The organism is Chryseobacterium antibioticum (genome assembly GCF_012927325.1).
GTDB lineage: Bacteria > Bacteroidota > Bacteroidia > Flavobacteriales > Weeksellaceae > Chryseobacterium > Chryseobacterium antibioticum.
Window position 1 is genome coordinate 107,213 of the sequence record NZ_JABBGI010000012.1, and the last position, 17,504, is coordinate 124,716.

14 protein-coding genes are annotated in these 17,504 nt (G+C 34.7%); 6 read left to right on the top strand and 8 right to left on the bottom strand.

Features of this window, described 5'->3' with window-relative positions; genetic code table 11:
* From HHL23_RS11010 to HHL23_RS11035, 6 genes are all read left to right on the top strand, one after another.
* On the top strand, positions 1–4,077 hold the full coding sequence (locus HHL23_RS11010) for a PAAR-like protein (protein WP_169234853.1): 4,077 nt from the start codon (positions 1–3) through the stop codon (positions 4,075–4,077).
* Positions 4,064–5,056: a DUF5991 domain-containing protein gene (locus HHL23_RS11015; RefSeq protein WP_169234854.1), complete on the top strand. Its 993-nt coding sequence runs from the start codon at positions 4,064–4,066 to the stop codon at positions 5,054–5,056. The genes HHL23_RS11010 and HHL23_RS11015 overlap by 14 nt, the downstream gene beginning before the upstream one ends.
* Positions 5,057–5,260: 204 nt before the next feature.
* On the top strand, positions 5,261–5,962 hold the full coding sequence (locus HHL23_RS11020) for an XAC2610-related protein (protein ID WP_169234855.1): 702 nt from the start codon (positions 5,261–5,263) through the stop codon (positions 5,960–5,962).
* Positions 5,963–6,031: 69 nt separating this feature from the next.
* Positions 6,032–6,475, top strand: a complete 444-nt coding sequence (locus HHL23_RS11025) for a hypothetical protein (protein ID WP_169234856.1) — start codon at positions 6,032–6,034, stop codon at positions 6,473–6,475.
* Positions 6,476–6,705: 230 nt separating this feature from the next.
* Complete coding sequence (locus HHL23_RS11030) at positions 6,706–7,248, top strand: hypothetical protein (protein WP_169234857.1); 543 nt, start codon at positions 6,706–6,708, stop codon at positions 7,246–7,248.
* Positions 7,249–7,367: 119 nt separating this feature from the next.
* Positions 7,368–7,787: a hypothetical protein gene (locus HHL23_RS11035; protein ID WP_169234858.1), complete on the top strand. Its 420-nt coding sequence runs from the start codon at positions 7,368–7,370 to the stop codon at positions 7,785–7,787.
* 319 nt (positions 7,788–8,106) lie between these two features.
* On the opposite strand, the gene HHL23_RS11040 is transcribed toward HHL23_RS11035, so the two are convergent.
* The 8 genes from HHL23_RS11040 to folE all read right to left on the bottom strand — a co-directional run bounded on the left by HHL23_RS11040 (position 8,107) and on the right by folE (position 17,500).
* Complete coding sequence (locus HHL23_RS11040; RefSeq protein ID WP_169234859.1) at positions 8,107–8,616, bottom strand: ferritin; 510 nt, start codon at positions 8,614–8,616, stop codon at positions 8,107–8,109.
* Positions 8,617–8,742: 126 nt separating this feature from the next.
* Positions 8,743–9,195 carry a hypothetical protein gene (locus HHL23_RS11045; RefSeq protein WP_169234860.1) on the bottom strand — a complete coding sequence of 151 codons (453 nt, stop codon included), beginning with the start codon at positions 9,193–9,195 and terminating at the stop codon, positions 8,743–8,745.
* Positions 9,196–9,375: 180 nt separating this feature from the next.
* Positions 9,376–10,353 carry a hypothetical protein gene (locus HHL23_RS11050; RefSeq protein WP_169234861.1) on the bottom strand — a complete coding sequence of 326 codons (978 nt, stop codon included), beginning with the start codon at positions 10,351–10,353 and terminating at the stop codon, positions 9,376–9,378.
* Positions 10,354–10,492: 139 nt separating this feature from the next.
* Positions 10,493–13,147: a 4-alpha-glucanotransferase gene (locus HHL23_RS11055; RefSeq protein ID WP_169234862.1), complete on the bottom strand. Its 2,655-nt coding sequence runs from the start codon at positions 13,145–13,147 to the stop codon at positions 10,493–10,495.
* Between the two features lie 148 nt (positions 13,148–13,295).
* Positions 13,296–14,462, bottom strand: coding sequence for a T9SS type A sorting domain-containing protein (locus HHL23_RS11060; protein ID WP_169234863.1), 1,167 nt, complete (start codon positions 14,460–14,462; stop codon positions 13,296–13,298).
* 342 nt (positions 14,463–14,804) lie between these two features.
* Positions 14,805–16,271 (bottom strand): cysteine--tRNA ligase, encoded by a 1,467-nt coding sequence (cysS, locus tag HHL23_RS11065; protein WP_169234864.1) that lies wholly within the window; start codon positions 16,269–16,271, stop codon positions 14,805–14,807.
* A gap of 121 nt (positions 16,272–16,392) precedes the next feature.
* Positions 16,393–16,824: a DinB family protein gene (locus tag HHL23_RS11070; RefSeq protein ID WP_169234865.1), complete on the bottom strand. Its 432-nt coding sequence runs from the start codon at positions 16,822–16,824 to the stop codon at positions 16,393–16,395.
* 7 nt (positions 16,825–16,831) lie between these two features.
* A complete protein-coding gene (gene folE, locus HHL23_RS11075; protein WP_169234866.1) occupies positions 16,832–17,500 on the bottom strand; it encodes a GTP cyclohydrolase I FolE in 669 nt (222 codons plus the stop codon).
* Positions 17,501–17,504 lie beyond the last annotated feature (4 nt).

Consider the following 17,504-nt stretch of genomic DNA (forward strand, 5'->3'; position numbering starts at 1 on the left):
ATGTCAGCACCTATCCCATATACAGTTCAGAGCGGAGAAACGCTGCAGGATATCGCTAAAAAACTGGGTATCAAAGACTGGACAAAGCTTAAACAATATCATAATGAGCAGGCTGGTTCCGGTCAGCAGACTTCAGATATCCCTTATGCAGGATTCATTCTTCAGACTCCGCCAAAGGATGAAATTTATACCATGAATGGTGAGACTCCTCCACCCGATCCTGTAGAAGAGCAAAAGAGTGCCGAACAGAAGCAAGATCAGGAAAAGAAAAAGGAGGAAGAGGAGAAAAAAGAAGAAAAAGCTTCCAAAAGTGATCATGACGGAAAATATTTTGTCGTCCACAATGCAAAATGCGTGTGTGACAAAGCTGAAAATCCAAAACAAACTGCCGATTTACAGGTTACCACCCACTCCATTATTGTTCTGAATGATGAGCAGGGTAAATTAGCCGCGACCGAAGAGGATAAAACGTTTATCCCTCCCGCTGCCACCTTTGGAAAATGTAAATTGAAACCTTCATCGGGAGGTTACCTTCCCTGTGCTTTAGCTCCGGCTCCCAAATGGGCGAAAACCTATGAAAGCACACAGGTCATGGGCAAAAACACCCTTACGGAAATATCCGAACTGCAATGTACCGTAGGTGGAAAAATCACGATATTCAAGCATGGGCAAACCGATTCGGTAAGTAATGCCCATGCCGACAATACCAATCCGGTGGAACTTGCCATGGTCAATCCGGCAATAGATCAGCCTAAGAAAAAAGAGGAATACCCTTCCGTTACCTCTATTGTTTTAACCAAAGTAGAAAACAGAACAGCTTTTAAAGAAATCGATTCTAAAAATAAAAGCAGTATTATTTATCTCCGAAAAGATCAAGAAGCTTCTTTTAAGGCCAATCTGAAAAGCGGTAATAAACAACTTACTTCCTGGATGGTCTACAGCGATCATCAGGGGAAGAAAGAAAACAGAATTTTCCTGAGAGAACAAATCGGAACAGAATTTTCACAGAGCTTTGAAGGACTGGGAAAATTCAGAATAGAAGGTTATGGAAAACCTAAAAATCAGGATTTTGAAAAAGGAAAATATGACAAATGTGATCCTTCCTGCTCTATTGATGTAGAAGTGGTAGAAAATACGCTGATTGATATTGAATGTACTTCCGCGGATTTTACTACACGAATCGATCCTTCCAAAAACAGAAAATTCCGGAAAGGAGTTCCTTCGGTTTTCAAAGCTAAATTTTTCATTCCCGATCTTACGGCAGAGGAAAAATCAAAACTTACACTATCGGTGCAGGACGGAAGTGGGAATACCATTACGGAAGGCGTTCAGGAGAATGGAGAGATCCTCACCTTCACGCCTAAAAACACCAAAGCAAAATATACCATTATAGCAAGATACACCAATGATCAGGGTGAAGTCATAGAAAAACAGATAGCCGGAGAAACGGAAGGCAATGCTGTATTAAGCATCAGTCATGGCGCGGAGGTTGTAAGACCAGGAACAGCTATGTCTTTCAGTGTTTCCAAGATGAAATATAAATTCGGAGCAGATAATTCCCCGTACGACCTTACTTCTGAAGAATCTTCAGAAATCAAATGGAACCTTAACGGCATTCCTCAGGGAACCGGAAAAAGCTTCACCATAGCAGGTTCCAAACTGATGGCTCCGGGAAAATACATCGTGGAAGCCTACAGCATCTCCGCCAACGCTACCGGAAAAAATGCAAAAAAAGAAGATGATGACTGGCATTTTGAAGTGAAGGAAAATGACGTCGTTAGTTTTACCTTAAGCGGAACTCCGAAGGTAGGAAAACCGATAACAGCTACTGTTGATAAAATGGTATTTGCTGATCTTCTCCCTAATGAAATCGTACACTGGCAAGGATTCTCTACCCCTGTTACCGGAAAATCCATAACTTTCACCCCGAAAACTCCGGGAACTTTGAGTATAACCAGTAAAATAAAGGGTAAGGGTGTGACGCAAAAAGTAAATGTGGTACAGCCTGTTATTAATGATATCCAATTTACAGACAGCAACGGAAATAAAATTGAAAAAGCAAGCTGGGGACACAAAGTAAATATATGGATTGACCAAAATGGGCTTTCAAACGAAGAAATAAATGTAGTTCTCTGGGATAATGATACAGTACAAGATGATCCTGTTAAGACCATTACAATTAATCCTTATGATGGAGGATTGATTCCGGTAACACTAGATTCATATATGAAGGATAAAGCCGGAAATCAAGGATTAATCTATGCAAAAGTTTCTGTCCCAAAATTGATTGCAACCGGAGAAGGGCAGAGCTTTCCCAAAACTTATAAACTGGACGTTCAGGACAAAAGAGAAATATATAATGCCATCTTTGGAAGCGCTAATGGAAAAGAAAAACATACCATAGTAGACTATGATGAAATAAGTTATTTGTACGCCCATTCACGAGGTATTTCAGCTAGTGAAAACCTCTACTTGGAAATTCGGGATTCAGTATTCGGCAAGGATCCCTTATTATTATTCCAAACCAATATAAAAGCAGACCAAAGCGGAGTTATAAAGCAAAGAATAGTATGGAATAATATAAAAAACAAAGTAAATTCTCTCACCGTATATGCTATTATTAAGGAAAACAATAAGGAAGGAAAAGTATTATATGATGCAGACGGCGACTTCTCTATGGCAACTGCCAAACTAAAGAAAGGAAGTTCGTTGACAAAACTCGCAGAAAACAATGGTGCAGTCAAAGTAGGTGATGAAAAGATTGTAAAAAATACTGGAACATGTGTTTGTAGAGATTATGATTTAATTTGGGGCGGTCATCCCAATGTAAACTGTGAATTCAGGAAGAAAGTTGTAGAAATATGTAAAGATCTATGGGGTGAGGAAAATAAAATACAAATGGCCAATAACTTAATGGCTGTTTTCCGTTGGGAAAGTGGCGGAACATTTAAACCTGATGCTCCTAACCAAGCTGATTCTGGAGGAACGGGGTTAATACAGTTCATGCCAAGCACAGCAGCAGGTTTGCTTGGAAAGAAAATTACTATAGAAAATGTTAAGAATTACTATGGAAAAAAATATAATAAAAAAACCAAACAAAAAGAAGATTGGTATTTAAAAAGAGTAAAAGAATTTGCTGATATGACAGCAATACAACAGTTAGATTACGTTAAAAAATATTTTGAACCTTTAAGAAATAAAACAGTTGAATTTGTTGATTTTTATCTGCAAGTATTATTTCCAGCATCCTCCCGTAAAGATGATCATATAGTTTTTGCGTCATCTTTAGATAAATTAACTACAAGGACAAATGAGCCTGAAAAACTAAGAAACTTAAGAGTAACTGCCTATAAACAGAATGACGGCTTAGATACTAATAAAGATGGTAAAATTTGGAAATCCGAAATTAAAGCAAAAGTCCAAGTTTATATTACCGAAGGAACCGCAAATAAAGAAAGTAATTTTGAATGCGGAGAGAATAATGATAAAAACAATCCAGCAGAAATTTCATTATGTTCTAAGGATGGTTCGCAGTGTCTTGATTATGCAGATGTATGGGAAAATCCAATAATAAGCAGCGACAACGGAGGAAAAAATAATAATAGATTTGATAAGGGATCCAGCAGAGGACATAAAGGCGTAGATATATTATCCGGGCCAATCTATAAAGAAGTACATTCATTAATGTGTGGTAAGGTAGAAAAAATAATTACCTCTTTTAAAACCAATCAATATGGAGAAAAAAAACTTGGTAATGTCATAAATATAAAGTCCAAAGACAAAAATGGAAATATAGTATATATATTATATTGTCATTTAGATAAAGTATATGTTGAAGAAGGAGAAACGGTCAAGCATGGTCAAAAAATAGCTTTATCAGGGTCTACTGGAAATGCATCGGATGGAAGTCTACCAAATGGAATTCCGGGTAGAGGTATAAACAAAGAAAATTGGCATGTACATATTGAAGCATGTTCTAATGGAAGTGGGGCAGCTACTTTTTTTGGTAAGGATAGGTTACAGCCTGAAGATTATATGAAAACAAAATTTGATAATAAAGGAAATGCAATTAAATAAAGCAATTTACACATTAGTCCTGTTTCTGTTCATTTCTTGTAAAGGAGATGCACAAAATCAACATTCAGGAAAAAATGAAGAAAAAAAAGAAAGTAAAAGTATAGATTTCTTTAATAAAAAATTTGGAGATCCTCAATATTCATTAATTATTGACGAGTCAAACATTGCAGATCATCCATTAAGATCTTACTTAGATTGTAATCAGTTAGGATATTTTACAATCCATTATATTCCTAAGACCGAGGTATTACAAAACTTTTGGAAAAATATTTTTTTAAAAGATTACGATTTTAATAATATTAATTTAGAAAAGGATAATGTAAAGATCTCTAATTTATTAAAAAATAAAAGCGATAATTATAATATTTTTTCATACCAAATTGCAAAAGAGTATTTAGATGGAAATTGTACTGAGGAGAGTATATATGCTAAAAAAGAAAGTATAGCATATATATATATTTATAATTCTGCCAAAAAAAAATGGGAATTATTAAAAGATGTTAAATCAGAGGTGTTACCTCCTTATATTAATTCTGATTTTTTTAGAAATAACTTCCCTGAATATTTTAAATCAGGAATTATAAAAAAAACGCCAATCAATCAAATACAATCTTCAAACAAAAAAGAAAATAATCTTTGGCAAGGCACTTATAAATTAAATATAGATTATGGAAAATTAGATAATGTCTCAGAAATGTCAATAGACTATGATATAGAGATTACTAATGGGAAGTGTACTTTTTCAGGAATGGGATACAAAACCTACTTTACTGATTTATGCAAAATAGAAGAAAATGGAAATCAATTAACTCTAAAATATATAAAAGCAATCGATGGAGATGGCTTTTCTGACCATTCTAATCTTACTAATCTGGGTTCTATCATACATAAGGAGGGAAAATATTATTTAAAAAGCTCTATTGTAGCTGATAATAAATGGAATTATGATAAAGAGTTGTTGATGGTCAAGAAAGATTAAAGTTGATTTAAATTTTCTTAAAAATATACCTACGCAACGAGTATTAAATGTTTACGCTTTCAATCTTCTAGAGTTTCTACTTTTAATAAAAACAAAAAGGAAAATATTTATTTGCGTTTTTGAAAATCAAAAAAATGTGACAAGTTTAATATTAGACTATGCTATTTTATTCAGTGGTCTAGAATGAGAAGCTACATTTAACGAATGGATAAAATAGAGAACAGCCAAAGAATTGAAAGTTTATTTAAACCTATTAATGTAAATAAAGAAAACATGAATTTAAAAATCGGATATTTTTTAATAATATCTATTTTGAGTTGTGAGAAATCAAACAATATAAATGAATTAAAAAATAGGGTATCTACAACCAGCAAGAATTCAATCAAGAACTCTAGTGAATTTAAATTTTTGGTCTCGATGCTAGAAAGAGATAGTGATAATAGACCGTCAAAACTAAAAATTGAAATCACTAAAGATTCAAACCATATTCAAGATATTATATACAAACCAAATACCTGGGTTGCAATTAAAGATTCACTTGAGATTACTCAAATAGATTATTATAATAAAAATTTAAAAATACAAGAAGGAATAGAAGATTATCATGACTTCATTATTGCTGATTTTAATTTCGACAATCTTGAAGATTTTGCAATCTTATATGATTACGGAGGAAATGGCGGTCCTTCTTATTCATATTTCTTTCAAAATGACCAAGGACAGTTTATTGTAAATAAACAATTCCCTTTAAATGAGGGTAATTTCCCTAAAACTCTAGATAAAGTAAATAAAACAATAACACTTCGCAAACCTAGTGGCTGTTGTAAAATTAAAACAACGGTTTTTAAATTAAAAAAAGATAATAATTGGGAGATCCTTTCATCAAAAGAGGAGAATATGAATTGATTTTGATACAAGTCTTTTTAGAGTATTGCTAACTAAATACAATACTCAAGTCAGAAAAAATAAAACGAAATGAAAATAAAAATACACATACTCTTACTGACTTGCTTATTTTTTTTCTCCTGCGCTCAAGAAAACAAGAAAAGCGTTCATATTGAAAATCAAAAAATTTCAAGCAAATGGATAGGAAGCTTTAAATTTACCATAAATGAAACCGACAAAGATTGGAGAGCACATCAAGAGATACAATTAAAAATAACCGAAGATAGCATTGCATATTCGGCATCTGGTTTTCAAATTTATGATCTTTTTAGATTATCATCTGTAGAGAAAAATGGTAAACTATTTCTTCATTTTAGTGAGGCATTAGAAAATACAGAAAACAGTACACTTAAAGAAACTAAGGATTTTGGTTTTATAAGTCTTGACAATGGAAAATATATATGGAACTCTCCTTATTTAAATACCAGATTTTCGGAGCGGGGTCCTGAATTATATGTGCTAAAAAAAAATTAGAGATTCTTACTATTAAACCTTCCCAGTAAAAGTATGGACAGAGAAAAACTTTGGAACTTTAACTTTTGATAAGGTAACTTATAACTTTATTGACAAATTAAAATAGTTTTTGTAGCCCTCCTGTGGCAAGTACAATCTTAGTTTTAGAGTTTTAATCTTATAAATTGTAGAGGACAAAAAAAGAGAATATTATTTTAGCCAGGTCTGGGAGGAGAAGCTACATTTAACGAATGGATAGAATTATCGAAATTAAAATAACAAAAAAGTCATATCTAGTACTTATATGCCTATCTGCTATTTTTTCATGTAAAAATAGCAAAGCGTCTATTCCAGACAATAATGGTGGATTCTTTGAGAAAAGCACTGTTGCAGATACAATTACTTCAACAAAAAAAACTTCAACTTTAGTACAGAAATCTAATATTGATAAAAAATGGTATGGCATCTATAAAACTCGGTTAGATTATGGAAAAATTGGTGGAATGAATGTGGGATGGGATCTAGAAATCAATATAAATAGTGATAATATTACTGCATCAGGAAGTGGCTATCAAATTGGATTTAAGGACGAGGTAACTGCAATGGAGGAAGGAAATAAATTAATATTAAAATATAAAAAGAATCTTGATGGTTATACCCTTGGAGAAAATATGAACCCTGAATTTATATTGATAAAGGATAATCGTAATTTTTATATTCAATCCGAATGGATAGATTCCGATATTATTACAAAACCAGATAAAAATGGATTTAAAATTTCAAAAGAAAATTGAAGCGAGAAATCTAAACTCAACTCAACAATCAAAGACAATATACCGAAAACTCAATTCAATTAGCTGGAACTTAATATGAGAACGAGGGCTATCTACACAGGAAACCTTTCATAACGAAAATGAAAAATTTAATACTAATTTTATGCTTATCAAGCATGTTTTCTTGTAGCAAGGTGCAGGAAAAGACCAATACAAATACAACCTCAAAAGAATTTGGTTTAAATAAAGAGTGGAATGGAACTTATCATGCTGAGGCCATTAACAGAGACAATGCTAAAACAGCTTTTGATATTATTATAAAATCGTTGGACAATATTTCAGTTAATATTAATGAAGATGGAAATAAAGAAAGTTATTCTAATATCAAAGCTGAAATAATTAATAAAGATAAAATAAAAATCATCTATAATTCTTCATTTGAAAATGGTATGGGAACAATCTTTATCGAAAAATCTGATGATCAATTCTATATTTCTGGAAATCCTATATATTTTATCAATCCAGGAAATAATGAAATGCCTTTGACAAAACTACAATAAGAAAATGCTAAAATTCTTGGTAAGCTTTCTCTTTTTGACCTTTATCTAAAAGGTAGACTACCCTTTATATACTATGACGCATTATAAGAAATAGAAAGATTTAATCCTTAAAATAGTTTTCCACAAAGCAATGTGGATAACTCTTAAAACACCGCACAAACACCTACAAATAAAAGAAATAAACAAATTAAAAATTATAGATATTATCCACAATTACCCATCATTTTCATGAATTTTTATGGATAACTTCAGAATATCCTTAAAACAAAACATCCCCGGCGTTCTTCGAACGCCGGGGATGTTTGTACAATATATTTGCTTAAGCTTTTGCAGCCGGCACAAAAACTCTTTGAGATAATTCCTGATCAAAAAGATAGAGTGCAGATGGATTATCGCAAACCATCTTGATTTTTGTCACATACTGCGAAGCACTAGCCTCTTCTTCTACCTGTTCGTTGATGAACCACTGCATAAAAGATGTTGTTGCAAAATCACCTTCATCATTAGCATTTTTTACGATGTTGAAGATACTTCTTGTTACTTTTTTCTCGTGCTCCAATGCTTTTTCGAAAATATCAGTAGCATTTTCGAATTCATGAGGAGGTTTTGCAATTTCTCCGATGATGATCTCTCCGCCTACATCATTTAAAAAATCAAACATTTTATCCGCATGCATCAATTCTTCCTTGCTCTGAACTCTGAAATAGTTCGCAATACCATCAAGATCTTTTCCTGAAAACCAGGCAGACATTGAAAGGTAATATTGTGCTGCATATTGTTCGTGAGCTATCTGTTCGTTAATTAACGTTGCAATTTTTTCGCTGATCATAAGTATAAATTTATAGTCAAAAATAAGCAATAAAAGCCCGAAATCAAAAGTTTTAATGAAAATTAATACAAAAAGGACGGGTATTTCCCCGTCCTTCATACATTAAAAAATCAAAATTATGAACGCTTATTTTGCTTCCGGAGCCGCAGTATTCATAGGCTTTCTCATCATTTTTCTATCCTTCATGGCTGTCTTTCTCTGCTCCATTTTAGCATTTCTATCGGCCTGCCATTTATTATACTGATCAGAAGTCAGAATCTTCTTCATATCTGCATCCATCTGAGCTCTTTTAGCTTTCATATCCTCCATCTTGGCCTGTCTAGCCTCCTTGTTCTTGTCAAAGTCAGCTTTCATTTCAGACTTTCTCTTTTCATGAAGTGCTTTTATCTGAGCTACCTGCGACTGGTTCAGGTTAAGATCTTTCTGCATCTGATCCATATGCTCCTGTTGCTTTTGCTGCCTTTTTTGATGCATCTCTGCTCTTCTTGCCTGCTTGTCCTGTGGAGTTGTCGTTGTTTGTTGCGCCATTGCAAAACCTCCTATTCCAATAAATGCTATTGCTAAAACTAATTTTTTCATCTTAAAAAATATTTAATTAATTATTATATACCTTTTTGATTAATAGTTAAAAGATAAGTTAAAACAAACTATTCATAAAAAATGTTAAATTTTAATACTAAAATCATAAAGCGTAAAAATAAAAAGGACAGATCCTAAAATCCGCCCTTCACACCACTTAAATATAATATATGAAAATTATTATCTGCTTACTAATTTGCTTCTGAAGCCACCATTGTTGCTATTCTGTGGGCTCGAATTTGAACGTTCAGATCTGGAACCGCCATTGTTTCCTCTAAATCCTCCGTTGTTATTTTCTCTTCTCGGAGTATTTTCTCTTTTCACGTCATTATTTCCTCTGAAGCCTCCATTATTTCCAAGTCCGCCTCTGGTTCCGTTATTTTGAGAATTCCCTCTGAATCCGCCGCCGTTATTCCTTACTCCATTATTATCATTACGGAAACTGCCTGAATGCTCATACCTTCCTCCATTATCTGCCTGATTACGGAAACCTCCCGAAGAACTGCCATCTCTTACAGATCCTCTGAATCCGCTATTCGGTCTGTCACTCGTTCTGATTACATTGAAGGTTGGATTATCCATTCTTCTAAACCTTGACCTGTCTACCCTGTACACATTGATATTTACATTTCTGTATCTCGGCATTACTGCATATCTCGGTGCATAATACGTTCTTCTGTAATTCTGGAAATAGGCGATCGGATTTGTTCCGCGATAATAATTATTTTGGAAAACAACAAATACCCTTGGTCCCAAAATTCTTTGCAGGGCAAAAAATCTGTCATAATACCATCTGTCCGGATTATATCTGTAAAAATTATCCCATGTAGAAAAATTCACATACAGATTATTTAAACTTAAGATCTGATCCATCTGCCATCGGTCCAGCCTGTTTTCTCTAAAAAAGACATTCCAGTTGATATTGGTGATGCTGTTTCTGTAATCATTATAATATCCCTGATAATAATCGCCTGGATAATAATCCTGAGGATAGTTGTAATAATAATCATCCGGGAAATAATTTCTGTCATCTTCATCACTGTAACCTCCTCCATTCTGATAATATCCGTCATCTCCCCATCCGTTATTATTTGGATACTGCTGGGCGGAAGACAAAGCTGCCAGTCCCAAGGCAAATCCCAAAAGTATTTTTTTCATCTCTATAGTCGTTAATTGGTTAGTATATAGTAGAATATCTCCATTCTATCTTTTGGATATAAATAAAAAAAAGAAGTTAAATCCTAAGATCAAACTTCTTTTAAATTATAGTTAACCAATTGATAATCAAATGTTAAATTTACGCTCTTCCACTATCTTTTATCCAAGAGGCAATTTTTTTATTGAACATTTCCTTTTCTTTCAGATCCTCAAGCTTCAGATGCATCCTGTATCGCCAGTAATGTGGGAAAACTGCAGGATTATTGATTCTTTCATTGTCCATATTCGGGTTGGTAAGCTCCGGATCCGTTGCCAGGAACTCTTGAATCGGGAAAATGGCCAGCATCGCATCATTATAAAGATGTTGCTTCATAATAATTTCAGCAAGATGAGAATTCATTTCCTCAGGAGCTTTTCCATACTGGATCAGCTGCTGGTTAAAATATTTCTGTGTCAATGCCGGATCTTCCTTCCACCACTGTCTCAGCGTAGAACTGTCATGGGAAGAAGCCGTAACCACATTCATATAATCCGCATTTTTAGGATTGTAAAACGGAATATTATCTGACGGCATACGCTGTACTTTCAACGCAATAATAGCCAGTTCATCCATCGCCACTGGTACGCATGCGGGAACCATTCCCAGGTCTTCACCACAGATCAGCATTTTTGTAGCATTCAGAATAACCGGCAGCTTTTCCATCGCTTTCTCATACCACAGATGATCCTGTCTTCTGAAGAAATAATCATGGTACAGCTCATAAATCGCCTTCCTTTCCCATTCTGAAAGATAGGTATAGGAATCGGTATTGTACACATTAAACCTTGGATGATACACTGTTTCACCGTTTCTTTCCTCGGTAAGGAACAAAACATTAGCACATAAAGAGATCAGCTTTTTTTCTATAGAGCCTTTCGGGTTCTTTTTGAAAAATTCTGCCAGCTTTCTCTGGGTATCAAATTCTTCTTTGAATGAGTATGTACCGTCATTGTTGCTGTTAATAAATTCAAAAACTTTACTACTGTCTTCCCCAAAATATTCCCACAAGATTCTTTCATTGATGAAAGGCTTACAATATCTGTTGAACTCAAAAGGAATATGTCTAGCTTTAAACTCATTAAGAACAATTGGAACCGCGGGATAAAAATACCCTAAAATCCCCTGTGTAGCAGAAATCGGCATCCTCCAGATTCTGAAAAAACCTAAAATATGATCGATTCTCATGGCATCGAAATACTGCTCAAGCGCTTTAAACCTGTTTTTCCACCAACGGTAATCATCTTCCTTCATCGCTTCCCAATTGTATGTCGGGAATTCCCAGTTCTGTCCCAGCTCTGTAAACTGGTCCGGCGGTGCTCCGGCCTGGAAATCCATTCCGAAAAGCTCAGGTTCCGTCCACGCTTCAACAGAATATCTGTAAATACCGATCGGAAGATCTCCTTTCAAGGACACTCCTAAGCTGTGGGTATAATCTACGGCATCTTTCAGCTGTAAATGAAGCTGATACTGCACCCAGGCATGAAGCATGGAAGCATCATAATCTTTACTTTTTGTAGTGAAAAACTGTGAAATTTTTCCTGCAATATATTTTTTATGGGTTTTCCAGTCGTTGAAATTCGGAGTTTTATATTTGTCTCTAAGCACACAGAATGCGGCGTAAGGAGTCAGCCAGTAATCGTTGTCTTTTATAAATTTCTTAAAGTTCCTATCCTTATAGATTTTCTCTTTCTCTGTAGTGAAAACCGCTGTTAAAAACTTCCATTTGCCTTTGATCATTTTTTCATAATCAACCAAGCCAAGAGCGTTTAATTCTTCTTTTTCAGACTGATATTCAGAAACTAATTCTTCCGGTAAAGCGAAATCAAGATTTTCTACGGAAATATACTGCGGATGTAATGCATAAACAGAAACAGCTGCGTAAGGATAAGAATCTGTCCAGGAATAATTGGCTGTAGTATCATTAATTGGAAGGATCTGGATAATCCCCAAGTTGGTTTCCTTCGTCCAATCGGCTAATTTTTTAAGATCGGCAAATTCTCCTACTCCAAAACCATTCTCGCTTCTTAAAGAAAATACAGGAACTGCCACACCAGCATCATGATACATATGATAAGACTTGAATTTAAAATAATGGCTGGAAACAATCTGCAGCACATCTTTAAGCTGATTGGCGACAGTGAACCTATTTTCACCAGTCTCAACATCTATAATTTTTCCTTCTTTTTTGCTGTAGAGGCAATACTTAAACTGGATAAACTCATTTTCAGGAATTTCAACGGAAGCTTCCCAGATTCCAAAATCAGTCTGTGAAAGATGGATTACTTTTTCATAATTCCAGTTTCCTAAAGATGCTGTATTGCCAAACAATACAATTTTCCAGTCCGGATTGTAAACAGGAGCTTCGATCCTGAATAAATGGGTGTGCTTTTTTAAAACCACTGCTTTTTCGGGAACAAACTGATTAAGCTTATTATAAAGAATTTTATTGTTTAAATAATTCTCTGGGAAATTCTTATTATTCCATTCATCAAAAATAATAAACTCTTTGTAGTTATGAGGGAAATTAAGATTATGCAGCACAAATTCCTCTCTAAGAATATTGCCTTTTTCATCGGTAAGCTGATATTTATATGAGATTGATTTTGAGAAATAATCTACTTCACATTTCCAGATGCCGTTTTCTGAATAAAGCAGGATATGAGTTTGGACAACAGCACCTTCCTCATCCACAATCAGGAGCTGCAGATTCTGTCCGGCCTTTGCATTATATCCTACATTAAAGTATAGCTTCATCTATATTTTTTTATAAAAATACATTTTAATATCGAAAAACAAAACTTATTGAAGATCAAATAATCATTAAAAAAACCTTTTCAAAATAACTTGAAAAGGCTTTATAATTTATTAGAGTTAGAGGAATTTATATCAATAATCTAAGCTGTTATTCTATAACAATAATTTTTTTACTTAATATTGATTTTCCCGATTCATTTGTAATGCTTACAATATAAGCTCCATTGACTAAATTTTTGAGATACACCTGCTGATTGAGTGAACCGTCTTTCACAGACAGATTCTGTTCCATCACATTTTTCCCGGAAATATCAAAAACACTAAGCTTTAAATTTCCTTTTACAGCTTTATCATTTACATTAACGTTGATAAAATGTTCATCTACTCTAGTCGGATAAATATCAATATTAGCCAATGTATTTACTGAAGAAGTTCTGTCATTGGCAAAATATCTGCTGGCAAGATCATAAATATGAGGCTTTTCTCCTCCGGGAAGAGCTTTTGCCTGAAGAGTCAGCAGGTCTACTTCATATAAGCTGTCTCCTTTAGCACTTGCAATGATTACTTTTCCTTTGGCATTAACAGCAGATCCGTTCACAGAATAATTTTCAGGAATACCGGAAATCTTACCCACAAATTTTGCCTTCAGTTCTTTTGTTGTTACTTTAAAAACATTTCCTGAAGCCGAAAAAATATAAAAGTTATTTTCAGCATCCACTATCATGTCGCCTCCGAAACCTGTTTCCATTGCTGTGAATGAATTTTTCCCATTGGAAGCATCATCTTTAATAATCCCAAGGTCACTGACTGTGTACTGACTTCCTTTTCTGCTGATCTGAAGCAGCTGTGTTCCTGCGTTGTTAAGAGCATAAATATTTCCGTCATATCCCGTAGCCATTCTTGTGATATGGGAATTGATATCACAGGATGTTACTCTTGCCACAGTATTCTCCACCAGAGTAATTTCTTTAGTTTTAGCATTTAAAACATAAATATTGGAGGAAAACATCGGCATATACACCAGATTGTTATTGGATGGATCATAGGCCAGAGCCGCCATGGTAACTGCCTGAGAATGACTGTAAGAATTCTTATCCTCAGACACCTGACCTTTCCTTTCCTGAGAAAATACTTTTGCCCTAGCATCAGCTGAGAACAGTTTTTCTCCGGAAGTACCGTTGACCGCATCCATCACACGGAAATCACTGAAAACAATACTGGAAGTATCCTTTCCTGCGATTGCAAAAAAATTCTGCTGTGCCTGAACATTAGCACTTAGCACAAACAGGAAAAGAGGGAATAAATGTTTTTTCATACAATGTAGAATTTAGATTCATAATCATTTTAGTATAACTAAGTTACACAATTAAATCATTGAATCATAAAAAAATACAAGTATTCACATAACATTTATAATCATTCAATATAAACGTTGAAATTATGATAATTTCAATTTTTAAACACGAATTCTACAAATATTTCCACAAATCTCGCTACTTAATGTCCCGTATATTGGTGTCTTTTGTGAATCAGTAAGGCAAAATCATTGGTCTCACAACAAAAAAACTCCCGCTGATTATACGGATTACAACAGATTGTATAAGATGATCTGTAGAATCCACGCCATCAGCGGGAGCGGTATGATTTATTTTGAGATTTAATTCAGAACGTAACTTGTTCCGTCTCTTCCGTCTTTCAGTTCAATGCCTTCAGCAAGCAGTTTATCTCTGATCTGATCTGAAAGGTCAAAGTTTTTTGATTTTCTAGCCTGATTTCTCAGTTCAATTAAAACTTTTAAAGTCTGATCAAGTTTCTCGTTATTGTTTTCTTCAATATTCTGAAGTCCTAAAACATCAAATACAAATGCGTTCAACATTGACTTTAAATCTTCAAGATCCTCAGCAGAGATCGTCTCTTTCTCATCATTTAAAGCGAAAATATATTTTACCGCTTCAAATAAATGAGCGATCAGAACCGGAGAATTGAAATCATCGGTTAAAGCATCATAAGCTTTGTTTTTCCACTCTTTAAGATCAAAGCCAGATTGTTTTTCGTTATCCGGAGTGATAGAGTTCAATACTTTAATGGCTTCCATTAATCTGATAAAACCTTTTTCGCTCGCAATCATCGCATCATTGGAAATATCCAGCACACTTCTGTAGTGTGCCTGCAGGAAGCAAAAACGCACGATGGTAGGATGGAAAGGTTTTTCAAAGAAGTCGTTTTCTCCAGTCACCAACTGCATCGGAAGAATATAGTTCCCTGTAGATTTACTCATACGCTGGGCATTCATCGTTAGCATATTGGCGTGCATCCAGTAATTAACCGGAGCGGTATCATTGCAAGCTTTTCCTTGTGCAATTTCACATTCGTGGTGTGGGAATTTCAAGTCCATTCCGCCACCGTGGATGTCAAATTTTTCACCTAAATATTTCGTGCTCATAGCAGTACATTCCAGGTGCCATCCCGGAAAACCTTCGCCCCAAGGGGAATTCCATCTCATGATATGCGCAGGAGATGCTTTTTTCCATAAGGCAAAATCTTGTGGGTTTTTCTTTTCACCCTGTCCGTCAAGATCACGGGTATTGGCAAAAAGCTCTTCTATATTACGTTTTGAAAGTTCACCATAATTCAGTCCTCTCCTATTGTATTCAAGAACATCAAAATAAACAGAACCGTTGCTTTCGTAAGCGAAACCTCTTTCGATAAGCTTTTGGGTTAGCTCGATCTGTTCTACAATGTGACCAGTCGCCGTTGGTTCAATATTGGGAGGAAGTAGATTGAACATTTCCAGTACTTTATGAAAATCCACCGTATATTTCTGTACGATTTCCATAGGTTCAAGCTTTTCCAGACGGGTCTGCTTTACGAACCTGTCGTTTTCTACATTTCCATCATCTGTAAGGTGGCCTGCATCGGTGATGTTTCTTACATATCTTACTTTATACCCTAAATGGATCAGAGTACGGTAGATAAAATCAAAGGAAAGGAAGGTTCTTACATTTCCCAAATGCACATTGCTGTACACGGTAGGTCCGCAGACATACATTCCAACGTTTCCTTCTAAAATGGGTTTAAATATTTCTTTTTCTGCTGTGAGAGAGTTATATAATTTTAATTGCATTTTTTTAAATTAAAAGATTCAATGATTAAAGAATTTAAAAATTAGTTAAAATAATTCTATCCACAACAAATAATTGTCGTGAGAAAAATTTTATTGGACACTTTTTTAAATATTACCATTATTAAATTGCTTTTAAGTGATACTGCAGATGATCGATATAATCCTGGATAATATATTCCAGTGTGAATGCCTGAGGAACCGTTTTTGTGGTGTCACAGGTTCTTTGCAGAGCTTCGTCCGGAATATTTTCTACGGTATGAACAATCTGAAGATTCAGCGATTTCCAAAGACCGATGACCTCTGAAAACGGAACATTCTGATAATTCTGCGCCTTCACCCAAAAATCCTGATCATATACAATATTATCATTTTCTTTATACTGAGTCACTACAAATCTTCTAATATTCGTCAGTGCACTATCGCAAAGATGCCCTAAAATTTCTTTTTTAGACCATTTTTCAGACGAAATTTTATACGCCCATTCTTCCTCAGAAATGGTTTCAAATCTCTGAAGTTCGGCATCCACAATATTTTTAAGAATCTGGTAGTTCATCTGTTTACTAATAATCAAGTTTAGCATGGCTTCCTACATAATGCAGGAATTCCTGTCTGGTGATAGGATTGGTTCTGAAAATACCACTCAATTCTGCCGTGATGGTAGAACTTGCGGTATCTTTTATTCCTCTGCAGTTAACGCATAAATGTTTTGCATCAATAATACAGGCCACATCTTTAGTGCCCAATGCCTCTTTCAAAGCATCTACGATCTGCATCGTCAGTCTTTCCTGAACCTGCGGTCTTTTTGCATAATAATCCACAATCCTGTTGATCTTGGAAAGACCAATCACTTCCCCGTTTGAAATATAGGCAACGTGGGCTCTTCCGATAATCGGCAGAAAGTGGTGTTCACAGAATGAATATACGGTAATATCCTTTTCCACCAACATCTGGCGGTATTTGTATTTATTGGAAAACGTGGAAATTCCCGGTTTGTTTTCAGGAAGAAGTCCTCCAAAAATTTCATTCACATACATTTTGGCAACACGCATCGGTGAATCCTTCAAAGAATCATCCGTCATATCCATCCCCAGTGTTTCCATAATCTCACCGAAAAGTTCGGTGATTTTTTCTATTTTTTCCTGTGGCGATTTATCAAATGCATCTTTCCTAATAGGCGTATGTTCTTTTCCAGTGAAAATATCATCGTCGTTATCGGTAAAATCAACCATTTTT